Source organism: Chryseobacterium shigense (genome assembly GCF_900156575.1).
GTDB lineage: Bacteria > Bacteroidota > Bacteroidia > Flavobacteriales > Weeksellaceae > Chryseobacterium > Chryseobacterium shigense.
The window spans coordinates 437403-454933 of record NZ_FTNY01000001.1; the positions used below are offsets into that span (position 1 = coordinate 437403).

14 protein-coding genes are annotated in these 17531 nt (G+C 37.2%); 1 reads left to right on the forward strand and 13 read right to left on the reverse strand.

Annotation, left to right across the window (positions count from 1 at the left end; all coding sequences use genetic code 11):
* Positions 1-2: 2 nt before the first annotated feature.
* The 3 genes from BW964_RS02115 to BW964_RS02125 all read right to left on the reverse strand — a co-directional run bounded on the left by BW964_RS02115 (position 3) and on the right by BW964_RS02125 (position 3114).
* Positions 3-1064: an efflux RND transporter periplasmic adaptor subunit gene (locus BW964_RS02115; RefSeq protein WP_076504297.1), complete on the reverse strand. Its 1062-nt coding sequence runs from the start codon at positions 1062-1064 to the stop codon at positions 3-5.
* A gap of 9 nt (positions 1065-1073) precedes the next feature.
* Complete coding sequence (locus tag BW964_RS02120; RefSeq protein ID WP_076504300.1) at positions 1074-2426, reverse strand: TolC family protein; 1353 nt, start codon at positions 2424-2426, stop codon at positions 1074-1076.
* 94 nt (positions 2427-2520) lie between these two features.
* Complete coding sequence (locus tag BW964_RS02125; protein ID WP_076504301.1) at positions 2521-3114, reverse strand: TetR/AcrR family transcriptional regulator; 594 nt, start codon at positions 3112-3114, stop codon at positions 2521-2523.
* Between the two features lie 189 nt (positions 3115-3303).
* On the opposite strand from BW964_RS02125, the gene BW964_RS02130 reads away from it, so the two are divergent.
* A complete protein-coding gene (locus BW964_RS02130; RefSeq protein ID WP_076504303.1) occupies positions 3304-7221 on the forward strand; it encodes a DUF7948 domain-containing protein in 3918 nt (1305 codons plus the stop codon).
* A 38-nt stretch (positions 7222-7259) separates the two neighbouring features.
* Here the strand turns inward: BW964_RS02130 and BW964_RS02135 are convergent, their stop codons facing one another.
* From BW964_RS02135 to recQ, 10 genes are all read right to left on the reverse strand, one after another.
* The gene (locus tag BW964_RS02135; RefSeq protein ID WP_076504305.1) at positions 7260-8084 is read right to left on the reverse strand and encodes a CvfB family protein; all 825 of its coding nucleotides are present in this window, start codon (positions 8082-8084) and stop codon (positions 7260-7262) included.
* Between the two features lie 178 nt (positions 8085-8262).
* On the reverse strand, positions 8263-9105 hold the full coding sequence (locus BW964_RS02140; RefSeq protein WP_076504307.1) for an arylamine N-acetyltransferase family protein: 843 nt from the start codon (positions 9103-9105) through the stop codon (positions 8263-8265).
* Positions 9106-9284: 179 nt separating this feature from the next.
* A complete protein-coding gene (lpdA, locus tag BW964_RS02145) occupies positions 9285-10688 on the reverse strand; it encodes a dihydrolipoyl dehydrogenase (RefSeq protein ID WP_076504309.1) in 1404 nt (467 codons plus the stop codon).
* Positions 10689-10813: 125 nt separating this feature from the next.
* A complete protein-coding gene (locus tag BW964_RS02150) occupies positions 10814-11140 on the reverse strand; it encodes a hypothetical protein (protein ID WP_076504311.1) in 327 nt (108 codons plus the stop codon).
* 119 nt (positions 11141-11259) lie between these two features.
* Complete coding sequence (locus BW964_RS02155; protein WP_076504313.1) at positions 11260-11610, reverse strand: hypothetical protein; 351 nt, start codon at positions 11608-11610, stop codon at positions 11260-11262.
* A gap of 66 nt (positions 11611-11676) precedes the next feature.
* Positions 11677-12330, reverse strand: coding sequence for a hypothetical protein (locus BW964_RS02160; RefSeq protein WP_076504315.1), 654 nt, complete (start codon positions 12328-12330; stop codon positions 11677-11679).
* A gap of 58 nt (positions 12331-12388) precedes the next feature.
* The gene (locus tag BW964_RS02165) at positions 12389-13522 is read right to left on the reverse strand and encodes a helix-turn-helix domain-containing protein (RefSeq protein WP_076504317.1); all 1134 of its coding nucleotides are present in this window, start codon (positions 13520-13522) and stop codon (positions 12389-12391) included.
* A 38-nt stretch (positions 13523-13560) separates the two neighbouring features.
* On the reverse strand, positions 13561-14643 hold the full coding sequence (locus BW964_RS02170) for a glycosyltransferase (RefSeq protein WP_076504318.1): 1083 nt from the start codon (positions 14641-14643) through the stop codon (positions 13561-13563).
* Positions 14644-14653: 10 nt separating this feature from the next.
* Positions 14654-15196: a hypothetical protein gene (locus BW964_RS02175; protein WP_076504321.1), complete on the reverse strand. Its 543-nt coding sequence runs from the start codon at positions 15194-15196 to the stop codon at positions 14654-14656.
* Between the two features lie 2 nt (positions 15197-15198).
* The gene (gene recQ / locus BW964_RS02180) at positions 15199-17403 is read right to left on the reverse strand and encodes a DNA helicase RecQ (RefSeq protein ID WP_076504322.1); all 2205 of its coding nucleotides are present in this window, start codon (positions 17401-17403) and stop codon (positions 15199-15201) included.
* Positions 17404-17531 lie beyond the last annotated feature (128 nt).

A 17531-nucleotide genomic window follows, 5' to 3' on the forward strand; every position in this document is an offset into this window, starting at 1 on the left:
TCTTACTTTACGATATTGATTTTCGAACCGTTATCAAGGTTGATCTGTCCGCTGGTAATTACCTGTTCGCCGCCATTCAGTCCGCTTAGGATCTGAACTTTATCTCCGTATACTTTCCCGGTTTGTACTTTGATCAGTTTAGCCGTTCCGTTGCTTACGATAAACAATTGTCCTGAACTTACTCCATTGACGAAAGCTTCCGCAGGAACGGTCAGCATATTTTGAGTTTCAGCACCGTGATTGGTTTTGAATAGAGCCGTTGCATACATCCCCGCTTTTAAGTTTCCTTTATTCTGAACTTCAATTTCAACAGGGAAATTTAGAGAGGCATCACTTTTAGGAGCAATAAATGTAATTCTACCGCTGAAAGAATCTTCCGGTAAAACATTAACGTTAATAGGAACTTCCTGACCCAATGCAATCCTTCCCACCTGGCTTTCGTCTACCAGTACAGACAATTTAAGGCTGTTGATATTAACGATTTCAAACATCGAAGTTCCGATGGAAACCACCGTTCCCGGCTCAACCATTTTTTTGTTGATGGTTCCACTGATTCCGGCACGGATACTTGCATCATTTACTCTTACTCCCTGTGCTCTCACCGCTGCCTGTGCATTTTTCAACTGCAATCTTGAATTGTCAACCTGCTGCTTGGTAACTCCTCCTGTTTTAAAGGCATTTTCGTAACGCTGATTGTCGATAATGGCATTCTGCAGGTTATTTTGAGCCTGCGCTACATCTACTTCAATAGCATCTTTTTTAATGGTGGCCAAAGTTTGTCCGGCAGAAACTCTTGATCCTTCTTTTACCAGAACATTCACAATACGTCCTGCGATTTCAGAAGACTGGTTCATTTCCTGCTTGGGAATAAAAGTTCCGTTCGCTGAGTAATCAGTATCGATATTTTCTCTTGAAACCGTTACCACATTCACGTTGATCTTATCAACCTGCTTGGCCACTTCTTTTACTTCTTTGGTTTGTTTCTCTTTATTATCTGCAATCTTGTAAGCCGCTAAACCGACTAAGACCGCTGCTACGATGATATATATTAAAGTTTTTTTCATTTTAGTTTATTATAAGTTTTGTAGTGTGTTCAGTTCTCCTTTAGCTTTTATCAATTTGATCTCGGCCTGTTTGTAATCCAGCAATGCGTTTGAATAGTTTTGTTTTGCCTGCGTTAAAGCATTTTCAGAATCCAGCACCTCAGTCAATGTTGCTAAACCGTATTGGTAATTGGACTGTGTATTTTTCTGAACTCTTTCCGCAAGATCAACGTTATCTTTCATGCTCTGGATATTGATAATGGCATTTTCCATATTGGCAATGGCATTTTTATGATCCAGATCCAAAGTCAGCTGTGTATTCTGGATATCCTGATCAAGGTCCTGAATATCAATTTCTGCCTGCTGAATTTTAGCTTTTGTAGCACCCCCGGTAAAAATAGGAACATTGATGTTCAAACCTACTGCAGAATAGTCGCTCCAAAGAACTCCGTTATTAAGGCCATTCGTTAAAGGAAATTTCTTCCCCATACCAGCCCATCCATAGTTTGCGGTAAGACTCACAGTGGGATAAAGATAGGCTTCCGTGGCTTTTTTGTTAAACTGAAGAAGCTCTCTGTTCTTATTCAAAACTTTGATTTCCGTACGGTTATCAAGATTTAAAGTGCTTGCAATCAACTCCGGCTTTGGCTCAATCGTTTTTTCTTCAAGCTCGATCTCGGTGCCGATAGGAACCCCCATGTAGAACTTCAGAGCATTTTTTGAAAGCTCAACAGAATTGATTAATTGTTGCTTGTTTGAACCGATATTGGTCAACTGAACGTTGGTACGGTCAAGGTCAATCGCTTTTGCCAGACCATTATCCACTAAGCTTTTAATAACGTTTCTTACTTTTTCGGTATTTGTATAGCTCGCTTCTACCGTTTTCAAATTTTCTACCTGTACAAATACCTGATAATAAGCGGTTGCTACATTTTCAATGATCTGTTCATTCGTCAGCTGAGCATTCAGAACATAGAATTCTCTTGTAGATTTTGCCGCTTTAAGACCTGTAAAAACTCTCTGGTCAAATAAAGCCTGCTGAAGCTGTACAGAAGCGGTAGAACTCCAGGGTTGTCCCAGCTGAGCTCTGATTCTTTCTCCGCCAAATTCAAGCAAAGATTCCTGAATCACCGGATTATAGGTTAAACCTGCCGTCGCACTGATCTGAGGTAAAGCTCCTGCTCTGGCCTCGTCAATTTTATATTCAGCTTTTTTGATCTGTAACGCCGCCTTTTTGGCTTCTGCTTTATTCTGCAGTGCCTGCTTGATGGCTTCCTGTAAAGAAACCTGCTGCTGGGCAGATACGGATGAAAAACCGAAAATCATAAATGCTGCAGCTATCCCAATTTTTAGCTTTGTAGCAGTTATACGTTTTCTTTTCATAATAGTATACTTCGTTTATTTTTTTAATGTAATTTTCTCGTCAATGTTTTTGTTTCTAAAGGACGTATCATTTCATAAAATACTTTAACATTTTTTAATTTTTAAAAAGCATATTGATAATGATCTCCTTTCTTTCTGAAATAATCTTGTCATATTCCTCATCACTGATCATGAGATTCTCCATAAACAACGGTCTGATGGCACTCGGGAATACGAGCAGAGAAACCATATTCAGGATAAACTGTACCGGAGCCATTTTTTCTATATTTCCGAGTTCCATCTCTTTTTCAATATCTTTATAAAGAGTTTCGAGGACATCTTCTTCGATTTCTCTCTGATGACAATTTCCTTTATTGATCTGTGAAACAATGTAGGTTTCCAGATAAGGATACTGAAGGCTGGTCGAAAGACTACCTTCTACAAATTTGCTGATCTTTACTTTGAAAGGAAGATCTGCATTCTGAATGATCTTGGATTTTTCCTGTTCCACCCTTTGAGCTTCATCGAAAATGATCTGAATCAGATTATCTCTCGAACGGAAATAATAGTTGATCAATGTTCTGTTCACTCCGGCTTCATCGGCAATCTCCTGGGTAGTAGCATCAAACTTCCCCTTCACAAAGAATAAATTCTTCGCTGTCTCCTTGATCAATTCCTGTGTTTGGTCTTTTTTCGCTTGATTTGACATTATTGTTAAACAATTTTGTGCAAATGTAAATCAAATTCTGTTTTTGACAAAATTGTTAAACAAAATAATTAAACATAATTGTTATGATTTGCATCATGTTTTTCGATGTTCAGTTTGAGATTATTACTATTTAATCTTTGACGGAAAGGGCATTTTTATATCTTTGCCGCAAAAAAAATTTAATAACTGATGCGAAAAATTTTATTTCTGTTCATGGTGCTTCACTGTGCGCTTTATTATTCTCAAAACAAACCTCAGAACACCTACTACTTCTACGAAAATAAAGGACAGATCACTGATCAGGAAGGAAAAAGCAATAAGGCTGTAAAATATTTGTACCATACCTCCGGACTAAATGTCCAGCTAAGAGCCAATGGTTTTTCTTATGATATTTATGAAACGAAGAAAACCCCCAACCTCAATTCTTCAAAATATCTTAAAAATGAAGTTCTTGATTCCAGACCTTATCCTCTGGATGAATTTAATGATGAAAAGCTTTTTCATAGAATTGACATAGAGCTGATCAATTCGAATAAAAACACCTCCATTGTAGCAGAGGGAAAATCTCCGGATTATGATAATTATTATAATCTCCGGGAAAAGCCTGAAGGCATCACCAATATTCACCGCTATCAAAAAATCATTTATAAGAATATATATCCCCATATTGATATGGTCTTTTTTAAACCGGGGGATACTTTAAAACCTATTGAATATAACTTCATCATTCATCCCGGCGGAAAAATATCCGATATAAAAATGAAATGTAACGGTGCTGCAACATCTATTAAAGATGGTAAGCTTGCCATGAATGTTCGTTTCGGGGATGTGCATGAAAACATTCCCAACAGCTGGATTCTCAGCGATAAAAAAGAAAATATTGAGGTGTCATTTAAAGATTTGGGAGATCAGACTTTTGGATTTAATTCACCTGTAGATTCTTCAAACAAAACGATTATAATTGATCCTGTTCCTACGAGAGTTTGGGGAAGTTATGCAGGTGGTTATGGAGAAGACTACGGAAAGATCAAAACCGATGTACAGAGTACAGCTTACCTGATTGGAACAACGTCAAGTACCACCAATTTTGCAACTTCCGGGACTTATCAGCAAAATATTGCTGGAAATTTTGATGCTTATATTATAAAGCTGACTAAAACCGGACAAAGACTCTGGGGAACGTATTACGGATCAGGAATGGCGGATATTTTTGAAGATGTAGATTTCGACGAAAATTTCAATGTTTTTGCAGGAGGTACAGTTCAGAGAGGGCAAAATAATAAAAATATTGTTCTGGTAAAATTCAGCAATACCGGAGGTTTACTTTTTCAAAAAGAATTTGTGTCAAGTAGAGAAGATAAACTTTATACTGTATCTTATAATCAAAATCATGTATATCTTGGGGGACATGCTTTTAGTTCAGACTTCCCTACTGTCAATGCCCTACAGCCAACAAAAGCTACTGCATCAGGCATGTCGGATGGAATTTTAGCATCTTTAAACTCAACCAATGGAAATGTAGATTGGGCCACTTATTTTGGAGGATCAGACTCTTCAACTTCTATTTTTCAAATATTTTCGTCAGTAAATGATCTGGAAATTGTTGGAGCTACACAATCTGTAAATATTCCAATGATCAATCCTTTTCAAGCCGTAAAAGCAGGAATTACTGATGGGATCTATTTACAACTTTCTAAATCTGGAAATACACTTATAAGGTCCAGCTATTATGGTGAAGTAGGACAAGATGTGATACGACAGGCCAGAATTATTAATAATACACTAATACTTGCCGGAGAATACACCATCCCTGCTGCATCAGGCGGTATCATAAACAAACCAGGAGTCTGGAGGGTAAATCTGACAAGTAATATTATAACGAAGAGTTATTTCGATTTCAATCCAGGTGGTCAGTTATTTGCTTATACTGATGTCTCAGGAAATGTTTTCTTCACGGGACTTCATTTACAAAATTTTGGACAAGCAGATATTTCAACTCCCGGAGCTTATATGGGAATTCCTGCCATGTATATTGCTACCTTTTTAATTAAATACAATCAAAATGATATAAAAGAATGGGGAACATATTATACAGGAAATGGAGCTACTCAGCTTGGCGAAATTACAAAAGATAATGAAGGTTCTATTTATTTAACAGGAATGTCAAGCGGGAATACGGCAGGTATTTCAACACCAGGAACATTTCAGCAGCAACCTGGAGGTGGAAATGATATTTTTATTGCAAAATTTCAGGACTGTACCTCTACAGCTATTGTTACCTCCAACTCTCCTGTCTGCACCAATTCAACAGTCCAATTAAGCGCAACAGGTGGCACAACCTACAACTGGTCCGGACCCAACGGGTTCACATCAAGTCTGCAAAACCCCACCATTCCCAATGCAACAACAATTCATTCGGGAATTTATACCTGCCAGGTTTCAGGTTCCGGAGCTTGTGATGGTAGTTTTACTGTAAATGTCGTAGTGGGAGATATCCTGGCTCCTGTTCCGGATATTGCAAGCTTACCCACTATCACAGGCGATTGTCATACCATGATTACCATTTTGCCAACTGCAACAGACAACTGTGCAGGACTAATAACAGCTACAACACCGGATCCGCTCTCTTATTCCATTCCTGGAACCTATACCATTCATTGGAATTATAATGACGGAAACGGAAATATCTCTACACAAAATCAAACAGTCACTGTAAATCCTGTTCAGACTCCTGTAGCAAATACTTCTCAAACCTTCTGTGAAACCGGCAATCCGAAGATTTCTGATCTTCAGGTAACAGGGCAGAATATCAAATGGTATGATGCTGCGGGAAATATTTTACCGGCCACTACTCCGCTTATTAACGGACAGATGTATCATGTATCTCAAACCATCAACGGATGTGAAAGTGGTAAAATAGCGGTTCAGGTCACCATTAAAAGCACCCCAAAACCTACTGCGAACACAACCCAGGATTTTTGTGCATCAGCAACTCCTACTCTAGCTAATCTGACTATTACAGGTACCTCTGTTATCTTTTATAATGCTTCAGGAAGTATTCTTCCCATAACTACAGCTCTTGTTAATGGACAGACGTATTATGCAACCCAAACGCTCAATGGATGTGAATCTGAAAAGCTGGCTATATCTGTAACTCTTTCAACCAATAATGTTCCGGCAAGCAATCAAACCATAGTCTTTTGTAACAGTACCACAGCCAATACAATGAGTGTTGATCTTCATTCTTACGAAAGCAGTATGATCAGCAATCCCGGAAACTATATTTTTACCTATACAGATACTACAGGAAATGCCATTACCAATCTCACCAACTATATTTTAAATACAGGAACAACAGTCATCATTGTGAAGGTGACTACTATTGACGGATGTTTTACTACGGTAAGACTAACCTTAACCCTTAATCCGAAACCTTTCATTGAGCTGCCGGAAAAAATAGATTTCTGTCAGGGGAAGACCGTTACACTTGATGCAGGACAGGGCTTTACGACCTATCTTTGGAGCACAGGAGCAACTGCCCGAACAATTACAGTTTCTTCTCCTGGCACCTACTCTGTAACCGTGAAGAATGTTTTTGGGTGTGAAAATACGAGGACTATTCAGGTAACGTACTCTGTTCTGGCCACAATTGTAGCAGTGAACATCAATAGTAATACCGCTACCGTTATTCTTTCTGAAGCAGGAAACTATGAATATTCTTTAGATCATTTTACATGGCAGGACTCCAATATATTTACGCATTTAAATACAGGAGAATATACGGTTTATGTAAGAACAAAATCAGGCTGTATTATAGGACAGAAGAAATTCTCAATATTTAACATTCAAAATGCAGTGACCCCCAATGGTGATGGAAACAATGATGCCTGGAAAATCGCCGGACTGGAAAATTATCCGGGAACTGAAATATACGTGTATGACAGAAAAGGATTTGTTATTTTAAAAGAAATCATAACCAACAAACCATTTGTATGGGACGGGAAATACCATCAGCAGCTTGTCGCTACAGGAAACTATTGGTATACGATCAAAGTTTCAGACGGAAGAACCTATAGCGGCTGGCTTCTGGTAAAGAACAGAGATTAAAAACAAAAACGAGCAGAAAATTCTGCTCGTTTTTTACTTTATACTAATTTTATTTTATCGTCCATAATTTCAACGATCTTATCTTTGTAAAGTCCGCCAAGGGCCTTTTTAAAATTCTTTTTGCTCATCTGAAGCTCATCTTTGATCTCCTCAGGGGTAGATTTGTCTGATAGAAAAAGAAGTCCGTAGTTCTCTTCCAGTTTGTCAAGAATTTTTTGCTTGAATTCATCTACATTTTCAAAACCTTCAGGCTGTAAAGAGATATCAATTTTACCGTCTTCACGGATTGCTTTAATATAACCACCTTCTTCGGACAGCGGATACAATTTTTTGAACACATCGGATGTATAGATAAGCCCGATGTATTTTTTATTGATGATCACATTCCAGCCCAATTCACTTTCATTCATGATAATCAGGTCTACTTTTTCTCCTTTTTCAAAAGGAAGGTCCTGATACTGCGGATTTCTTTTGAATTTTGTAGTTCCTGTAATCAGTCCCAGGGTTTCCTCTACATAAAGATAAACCAAATATCTTTTTCCTTCAAGAATTTTTGACTTCTGCTGTTTGTAGGGGATAAAAAGGTCTTTGATAATTCCCCAGTCCATAAATGCACCGCTCGGAAGACTCTGTACACAGCCCATCACCGCATACTCCCCTACTTCAGCCAATGGTATTTCAGTGGTTGCCTTTAATTTTCCGTCATCCTGATAGACAAAAACTTCAACATCATCGTCAATTTCTTTGTCATCGCTGGTGAAAACCTTAGGTAAAAAAGCTTTTTCACCTGATTCATCCACCAGGATCCATCCTGAATGATTTTTTTCTGAAATTTTTAAAGTCTGGGTTTTTCCGAGTTGCATTGAATATAAAATTAGCCACAAAGGTACGGAAAATTGAAGATTTTAAAACTACATATCCCATTTTACTCCAAATCATCCTATTGTTCTGTTTTAAAACCGCGGATAAAACCTTATCTATCATTAAAAAATTACTGAATCTAGGCATCAGCTTATCTTTTATCTTCTGTACACATCACTGTTATTGAGTAATACTGAAATGGGTCTGTATATCTTGTAATTTCAAATATATTTTTCCTAATAAATCCTCAGATAGATGATGAAGGTTAAAGTGATTTTTCAATGCAAGAGTTAATTGATCCTGATCTGTCATTTCAGAGCTTTCTTTTCTTCCGTCATTCCATCGGATCGTCAGTGTCCTGTTAAAAAGAGCATATCTCGCCTCTTCATCTACCCGTGTAATCATTAGAGATTGATTAAACACAGAATGCGGACCGGTCGCAACATACCAGTTGGCCATTTCCAGATCTGAGAATTCGACTTCTTCCAGAGAAAATTTGTAAATAGGCAGCCATTCGTCTTTTAAAACTTCCAGTCTGTAAAAACCTTCTGTATCTACGAGGCGAAATAAACCGTTGGGAGTTTCCTGTTCAATACCTGTTTTCAATACAATGGGGGAAGTAAGGGTCATAGATCCAAAACCCACATCTACCAGATACTTTATCCCTTCTATATCTGTACTGAGCATCATATGGGAACGGGCGGTTCCGGTTCCGTCTTTGCTGCCCCAGACTACCCTTGCAAGATGCATTTTAATCGTAAAACCAAGACTTTCCAAAACATTTTTAAACAATGAGTTCTGTTCATAGCAATATCCTCCACGCTGACGTGATACTAATTTATTGAAAATAGCATCCGGCTGTAATGACGGCGTTTGTCCCGTAAAAGGATCTATATTTTCAAATGGGATATGTTTAGGATGACCTTGATGAAGTGTTTTCAACAGTTTTAATGTTCCGCCATTCACATCTGTATTTTCAATTCCAATTCGTTTAAGGTATACTTTCAATTCCTGATTTTCCATAATGATGACCTTTTCAATGTATTCTTATTCAAATATCGGGATTATTCATATTTGAAAACAGTTTAAAAAAGAGAAAAATAAGAACGGATCACTCATTTCCTATGTTCATAAAAAAAGAGAAGCAAAATGCTTCTCTTTATTCTTTAAATATTTGAATTTTTAAATCTTTCAATCAAAAATTACATATGGATCGATCTCTTACCTGTTGCATCCAATGCAGCTTCTTTAATCGCTTCAGCATAGGTTGGGTGAGCGTGAGAACTCCTTGCAATATCTTCAGCACTTGCACGGAATTCCATAGCAATGACACCTTCTGCGATAAGGTCAGCAGCTCTGGCTCCGATGATATGCATTCCTAAAACTTCATCCGTTTTTTCGTCTGCAATGATCTTCACAAGACCATCGATATCACCACTTGCACGGCTTCTACCTAATGCTCTCATTGGGAAAGAACCTACTTTGTAAGCGACTCCTTCTTCTTTCAGCTGTTCTTCAGTTTTACCTACTCCAGCTACTTCAGGCCAGGTATATACCACACCAGGAATCAGATTGTAGTTGATATGAGGTTTTTGTCCTGCTAATTGCTCTGCAACCAAAACTCCTTCTTCTTCAGCTTTATGAGCAAGCATGGCTCCTTTGATAACATCACCGATCGCGTAGATGTTGGCCACATTAGTCTGTAAATGGTCGTTTGTTTTTACTCTTCCTCTTTCGTCAAGTTCTACTCCTGCTTTCTCAAGAGCAAGACCGTCTGTATAAGGTTTTCTTCCTACAGAAACTAAACAGTAATCTCCTTCTACCGTTACCTCTTCTCCTTTCTTATCTTTAGCTGTGATCTTTACAGTATCTCCATTTCTTTCAACCGCAGAAACCGCAGTAGAAAGCATAAACTTCATTCCCTGCTTTTTAAGAACTTTAGTCAATTCTTTACTTAAAGCTCCGTCCATTCCAGGGATAATTTTATCCATGAATTCAACAACCGTTACCTGAGCGCCTAATCTTAAGTATACGGAACCTAATTCAAGACCGATAACCCCTCCTCCGATTACCACCAGATGCTTAGGGATTTCTTTAAGGTTTAAGGCTTCTGTAGACGTGATCACTCTTTCTTTGTCAAGTGAGATGAAAGGAAGTGAAGATGGCTTAGAACCTGTTGCGATGATTGTATATTTTGATTCGATCGTTTCAGAAGAACCGTCATTTTTAGTTACTTTGATCTGAGTAGCAGATTCAAAACTTCCAAGACCTTCAAAAACAGTGATTTTATTTTTGTCCATCAAAAAATTGATCCCCTTGGTGGTCTGTTCTACGACTTCGTTTTTACGTTCAACCATTCTTGCGATATCAGCCTGTGGCTCATTGATGATAATTCCGTGACCTGCGAAATTGTGTTTCGCATTTTCGAAATGCTCAGAGCTGTCTAAAAGCGCTTTTGACGGAATACATCCAACGTTAAGACAAGTTCCGCCTAAAGTTGAATATTTTTCAATAATTGCTGTTTTGAAACCTAACTGAGCTGCACGGATCGCAGCTACATAACCTCCAGGACCAGAACCGATTACGGTAACATCGAATTGACTCATGTTATTATATGAATTTGTTTGTTATTATCTTACTTAATTATCACAAATTTACTGATTAATTGCCACACCCCCAAGTGAGTTTTGTCAAGTTTACGGATGAATTTGAGATTTAAAAAAAATCGTGATTATCTGTTGGCACCGATCCATATAATTACAGTAAGACAAAACAAAGGAATGGCAATGTTTATCAATCCTACAATTATAAATCCTATTGCCGCCACAAGTACAATCGTACCTATTATATATAGAATGATGCTAATGATAGAACGGTATTTATTTTTTTCTTTCAGCGTTTTTTGTTGATCAGCATAGATGTCTTTCATGACCTCATCTACATCTTCCTGACGATACCCCTCTTGAATGATGAGTCGGTAGATGTATTTTTCATTATAATTTGCGGCAAGATAACTTCTGTACTTATTGTATATTTCTTTTTTTAATTCGCTGGTCATGGTTTAAAAATTTCAATCATTTTTATTCATTTTTAATCTTAGTTTTTAATATAAAATTAATGCTGAAAATGATGAATAGGTCTTATCTCCTCCTCTCTATCTTTACTTCATAACAGAACTTATGCATCTACTTTCATTTTTCCGCTTCCCAATATTCCGGTACTTTCAAAAAATGAACCCCCATACACATACCATTCAAGGCTTTCCAGGTAGTCAACCGCATTTTCAGGGGTAATTTGTAAGCGGTCTTTTTTAGAAACGATTCCTTTGTACCACCTTCCCGATTTAGAATAATGTTCAAATTCAACAAAATAACGAATCCATATTCTTTGACAAAGTTTGCACTGTTCAATGGTTACTTCTGCATATCTTCCGTTAGTATGATCTATTCCTAATTCAGAACTTCTGTATTCAGTATAGTCCGAAGTCGGTTTTTCACAAGCACAGCCAATTTTGGGAATTTTATTCATTGATGAATATTGATTTTAAATAAATTAATGAGGGGTCAAATGTAAAAAAAATTACTGAAAAACCGATCAAGCCGTTTTCTGTTGTCCTTTAATCTGTAAATAAATTTTAATATTAAAAAATACCATCACAAACGTCATGAATAATGAGGGTAGTATTTGACTGTAGGGCTTATGATCCGGCAGAATGGTTCCGATAAAAGCAGAAAGCAATGCACCCAAAGCACTGATCATCTTGCTTGAATGCTCATACCTCCATAACCGGCCATATGCGGACTTAGGAATAGCATAACGGAAAATATCATAGGTGATGACGAGTAACAGATAGCCTACTCCGGAATAAATGACAACAGGATTCCAGTAAAAACCAATCGATTTGAGATAATACATAAAAACAAATGCCGTACTCAGAGCCAAAAACATAGCGATGAGATCTTGAGCATAAAAACGGTTTGATTTTTCTTTTAAAATTCTGAATCCGGAATAGGTATTATATCCTGCCAAAACAGTGATAAGAAGGAGAAACAGGTTTCTTTTAAATACAATAACGCCAAAGATGCCTGTAGTGACCACCACCATCATACACAATATGAAAAAAGATCCGAGTTTTCGATGAAGAGATGTTCCTTTAGCTTTTAAAAGAATTAATAAACCAATGATCAAGGCTAGACTCCCGCTGATAACGTGAACAGCAATATTGGCTGAATGAAGAAATGTATCCATATTTTTTTTGAGAGCAAAAATCACATCAATACAACTACGGATCGTCCTAAACTATCGGTTAGGACTCTTTTGTTGGTAATCCGGATTTCTTATATTCGGACGGTGTCATTCCGGTTTCCTCTTTAAAGATTTTATTAAAGGTAGATTTGGAGTTGAATCCTGATTCAAAAGCGATTCCAAGAATCGAAAATTTACTGAATTGAGGATCTTTCAGTTTTTTCTTCACTTCCTCTACCCTGTACGAATTGACCAACTGATAAAAATTCGTATTCAGATTCTGATTGATGACCTGCGATAGCTGGTGGGTAGACACTTCCAATTGCTGAGATAGTTTTAAAAGACTTAAATCTTCATCCAGATACGGTTGGTCCGTTATCATCAATTCCAGTAATTTCATGGAAATATCATGCGATACATTACCAGCATTCACGGGAGAGGCTTTTTCTTTATCATTTTGATCAGGAGCAACCCATACCCCATGGGGAGAAAAAATCAGTCGCTGTCTTAAACTGAAAAAGACGATACAGAATAAATAAATACTTTGTACTGCGGCCACTATTCTAAAAGTTCCGCTTAAAGATAAATTTTCGGCCCTTGAGCTGAATGTGATAATACAAAATACAACCAAAAACAGCACAATCAAAGAAACAAAAATGTATTTCAGCCAGTTAAGACTGATCTTTTCCAAAGCAGAATAATATTCCGGAAGCAGTCTCTGATATTTTTTTAATGCCGAAAAACATAAGATGATATACAGAACTGGCAGTGCAGCCATCGGATAAGTCAAAAAATTCATGACTTCCATCTGCTTTCCATTTATAAAATAAGGAATATTGTTTTTGAAACCAATCTTTTGATACAATGCAGAAGTCAAAATAAAAACAACATTATAAAAGATATAAAAAAGAGAATGTCTGATGAGATATTTTGAGCGCAGTTCCGTATTAAAGGTTATAGAAATAACATACAGATAAAGCATCGCCATGCTCAGCACAGGAATGGTGAAACCAAAGCTCTGAAGATATTCAGGAAGAACAGAAGGAAACAGATAATAGATAAGGCCTGAGCAACAAACCGTCATCCAGATCATTAAATAATACTCCGAATGTCGGTTTTCATTTTTAGATAAAAGAAGCAATGTACATAATAGGGCCGCAGCAATTCCGGAAAAAACAATACATTCAATGATCATAGACTGCCAAAAGATAAGTTGATGTCTACAGGAAGAGGTTATTTTCCGACCAGGTCGATCAGAACCTTTTCATATTTATCGAGAATGATATTCTTTGAGAATCTCGATCTGATCGAGTTTTTTATGGCATCCCGGTTATGATTTTCCTGAAGCACATTCATCACCCTTTGGGAAAAATTGTCATAATTTTCAATATCCGCAACTTCCCCGTTCACCTGATGCTGAATGATCTCATTGATTCCTCCGGGACAATTATTGGCCAGGGAATAGGTTCCGCAGGCTCCGGCTTCCAAAAGAACATTAGGAAAACCTTCATATCTTGAGGAAAGGATAAAAAGATCGGCAAATTTCAGAAACTGGTAAGGATTATCCTGCCTGCCATGAAAAATGACATTTTTCAATCCAAGAAAATCCTTCATCTGAAGCAGTACATCTTTGTCTTTACCGTCTCCCAGGATGTGAAGCAGAATATTTTCGTTTTTAAGCCTTGAAAAAACTTTCAGCAGGTTATCAAATCCTTTTCTGCCTGATAAATTTCCAATGGCGACTACATTTTTATAATTGTATTTAAAGCCTTCCGGTTTCACAGAACCTTCCAGTTTTTCGTTGATAAAATCAAAATCTACCGGATTGTTTATTTTAACGATTTTCTTTTTCTTAATATTAAAATGATCAACCAGATCATGCATCATATCATCGCTTTGGGCAATGATTTTCTGATAATTATTGTAAAAATTATAGAAGAATTTAATCTCTTTTCTGGTTACATGTTGGGATACTACATTGGTTTCGCGGGCGATAAACTTTGTTCGTGGAAAAAGTTTAATAAACATAGCCAGATAGGCATTAACCTCCCCAAAACCTGAAAATACAATATCCGGTTTTCTGCGGTAAATCTCCCCCAAAATAGGCTTCAGGGAATGCCTGATTCTTTCGGTATTGATATCTATGATTTCAACGTCTTTTTTAAGAAAATTAAGGTATCCTCCCTGTTTGCGGAGAAGCAGGATTTTCGGTTCAAAACGGTCTCTGGAAAGATGGTTGGCAATGGTGGTAACAATTCTTTCTGCACCACCGGTTTCCAGATCCGGCAGAATAAATATGACAGAAATTTTTTTCATCAGTGTAAAGTTAGTAAAAAGTTTTATTAACCTTTAATTTTAAGTTTTCAAACACGGGAATAATTTCGCTGATATTGTCAACGCTGATAAAAGCATACTCATCTTCATTGAAATTCATCCCCTTTGTCTTAAAAAAAGAAAAAGGCTCATCATTTTTACCAAAAATAGTCTCAGGTTCACCAAAAATAATATTTCCAAAAAATTGATTATTCATTTCAATATTGACCTGATCTATTTCTGCAAGTTTTTTTTCTTTAATAATTTCTTTGGTCAACTTTTCAGCAACAATAATTCTTTCATTAGTAATGAGATAATAATTATCTCTCAAATCAAAATACCTTAAAACCCATCTAAAAAAAGCAAAATACAGTCCTGCACCAAAAAATATGATGGCAAAAAAGAAAAAGAAGGAAGTCATATTAATAAGAAGAATGGAAGATACTCCCAGATAAAAAAAAGAAAATATAACTCTTATTTTTTCAGTCATATTAAAAAAGAAACTCTTCTTTGGAAGAATTTCTTTTAAAATTATTTCGTTATCATGTAATTCCATCCTTAATTGGCTACATCACTGATGAATTTTATTCTCAGCATTCTGACTTCTTCATCAGAAAGTTCATCTCCAAATTCATCGAGAAGCACTTTCATACTATCGCTTTCAGATTCGGTCATGAATTCCATAAAACCATCTACAATATCTTCATCAAAATTATCTTCAATATAATAATCAATGTTCAGCTTGGTACCCTGATAAACAATGCTTTCCATTTCTTTCAGAAGCTCAGTCATAGAAAGGTTTTTGGCTCTTGCAATATCTTCAAGGTCAATCTTTTTGTCCGTGCTCTGGATAATGAAAACCTTATGGCTGGATTTGTTGGCCACCTGTTTCAGCACCATATCCTGAGTACGTTCTATATTGTTTTCTTCAACGTAAGCTTTGATAAAGTCTGCGAATTCTTTACCATATTTTTTGGCTTTTCCTTCTCCTACTCCATAGATTTTAGCAATTTCATCCACCGAAACCGGGTATTGAACGGTCATGTCTTCCAAACTTGGATCCATGAATACTGTATAAGGAGGAATTCCATATTTTTTGGCTACTTTTTTTCTTAAGTCTTTGAGCTGGCTAAACAGATTCTGATCCAGACCACTGCTGGCCTGCATTTGTACCTGTTCACTTTCTGCTTTGGTCTGGCTGAGGTCAAATTCTCTGTCTTCAGCGATCAGGAAAGGTACTTTAGATTCCAAGTTCAAGAAATTCCTGGCCTTTTCAGACATTTTTAAAACGCCATAGGTCTCAATATCTTTTTGCAGAAAGCCCTGAACTGTAGCCTGTCTCAAGATCGTTTTCCAGTAATTGTCTTTTTCTGCTTTTCCAAAACCAAAATAGGAAGTCTGTTCCAGTTTATATGATTTTGTGACTGCATTTTCTTTCCCGACAATGACCGAGATCAGATCTTTAGACTTGAACTTTTCTCCTGTATCTCTAATCAATTCCAGGGTTCTTGTAAGATCTGCTGTCGCCTCTTTCAATTTTGGGGGATCAGAGGAATTATCGCACATATCGGCTCCATCTCCTTTCACCGGATCAAAATTTTCCCCGAAATAACAAAGAATGTACTGTCTTCTGCTCATGGAAGTTTCAGCATAGCCTACCACTTCATTCAGAAGCTGTAGTCCGATTTCTCTTTCCGAAACAGGTTTCTGGGCCAGGAATTTTTCCAGCTTTTCAATATCCTTAGGATCGTAAAATGCCAGACAATATCCTTCACCACCATCTCTTCCTGCTCTTCCCGTTTCCTGGTAATAGCTTTCAAGAGATTTGGGAAAATCATAATGAATCACAAAACGGACATCCGGCTTATCGATTCCCATTCCAAATGCAATGGTCGCTACAATGACATCCACTTCTTCCATCAGGAATTTATCCTGATTGGCTACCCTTACTTTCTGGTCGAGACCTGCGTGATAAGGAAGCGCATTGATTCCGTTGACCTGCAACAGCTGGGCAAACTCTTCCACTTTTCTCCTGCTCAGACAGTAGATAATCCCGGATTTCCCTTTGTGATGATTGATAAATCTCACAATTTCTTTGTCTACATTGACTTTTGGGCGTACTTCGTAATAGAGATTGGGGCGGTTGAAACTTTCTTTAAAAACCAGCGCATCGGTCATTCCCAAAGTTTTCTGGATATCATCCTGAACTTTGGGTGTTGCAGTAGCTGTCAAAGCAATCACCGGAACATCGGCAATCCTGTCAATAATAGACTTCAGATTCCGGTACTCCGGTCTGAAATCATGTCCCCATTCTGAAATACAGTGCGCTTCGTCAATAGCCACGAAAGAAATCTTCACTTCTCTCAGGAAATCCAGATAATCATCTTTAATCAATGATTCCGGAGCTACGTACAAAAGTTTGGTCTTGCCGCCTTTGATGTCGTCAAAGACCTGTTTTGTCTGTGTCTTGTTTAATGATGAATTTAAAACGTGTGCCACCCCGTCATCAGATGATAGGCCATTCACGGCATCTACCTGATTCTTCATTAACGCTATTAAGGGCGAAACTACTATTGCCGTACCTTCTGAAATAAGTGCCGGAAGTTGGTAGCATAATGACTTACCCCCTCCTGTTGGCATTAATACAAATATATCCTTCCCACTGAGTAGGTTTTCAATGATTTGTTCCTGCTGGCCTTTAAATGTAGAAAACCCGAAATACTTTTTCAATTCGCCTGATAAATTGGCTTTTTTTGCGCTCATCTAATTTTCTATTGCTAAATTTGCATCCAACCCAAAGTTATAAAAATTCTGCTTAAAATAAAAGCGAACGAATTTATAAAAAATAAAACTTATATTAAATATTCTTTTTTAAATATAACGTTTTTCAA

Coding starts and splice junctions, on each gene's coding strand:
- lpdA (WP_076504309.1), bottom strand. CDS start 10,688: ATGAGTCAATTCGATGTTACCGTAATCGGTTCTGGTCCTGGAGGTTAT.
- BW964_RS02175 (WP_076504321.1), bottom strand. CDS start 15,196: ATGGAATTACATGATAACGAAATAATTTTAAAAGAAATTCTTCCAAAG.
- BW964_RS02130 (WP_076504303.1), top strand. CDS start 3,304: ATGCGAAAAATTTTATTTCTGTTCATGGTGCTTCACTGTGCGCTTTAT.
- BW964_RS02170 (WP_076504318.1), bottom strand. CDS start 14,643: ATGAAAAAAATTTCTGTCATATTTATTCTGCCGGATCTGGAAACCGGT.
- BW964_RS02140 (WP_076504307.1), bottom strand. CDS start 9,105: ATGGAAAATCAGGAATTGAAAGTATACCTTAAACGAATTGGAATTGAA.
- BW964_RS02150 (WP_076504311.1), bottom strand. CDS start 11,140: ATGACCAGCGAATTAAAAAAAGAAATATACAATAAGTACAGAAGTTAT.
- BW964_RS02125 (WP_076504301.1), bottom strand. CDS start 3,114: ATGTCAAATCAAGCGAAAAAAGACCAAACACAGGAATTGATCAAGGAG.
- BW964_RS02135 (WP_076504305.1), bottom strand. CDS start 8,084: ATGCAACTCGGAAAAACCCAGACTTTAAAAATTTCAGAAAAAAATCAT.
- recQ (WP_076504322.1), bottom strand. CDS start 17,403: ATGAGCGCAAAAAAAGCCAATTTATCAGGCGAATTGAAAAAGTATTTC.
- BW964_RS02160 (WP_076504315.1), bottom strand. CDS start 12,330: ATGGATACATTTCTTCATTCAGCCAATATTGCTGTTCACGTTATCAGC.
- BW964_RS02165 (WP_076504317.1), bottom strand. CDS start 13,522: ATGATCATTGAATGTATTGTTTTTTCCGGAATTGCTGCGGCCCTATTA.
- BW964_RS02120 (WP_076504300.1), bottom strand. CDS start 2,426: ATGAAAAGAAAACGTATAACTGCTACAAAGCTAAAAATTGGGATAGCT.
- BW964_RS02115 (WP_076504297.1), bottom strand. CDS start 1,064: ATGAAAAAAACTTTAATATATATCATCGTAGCAGCGGTCTTAGTCGGT.
- BW964_RS02155 (WP_076504313.1), bottom strand. CDS start 11,610: ATGAATAAAATTCCCAAAATTGGCTGTGCTTGTGAAAAACCGACTTCG.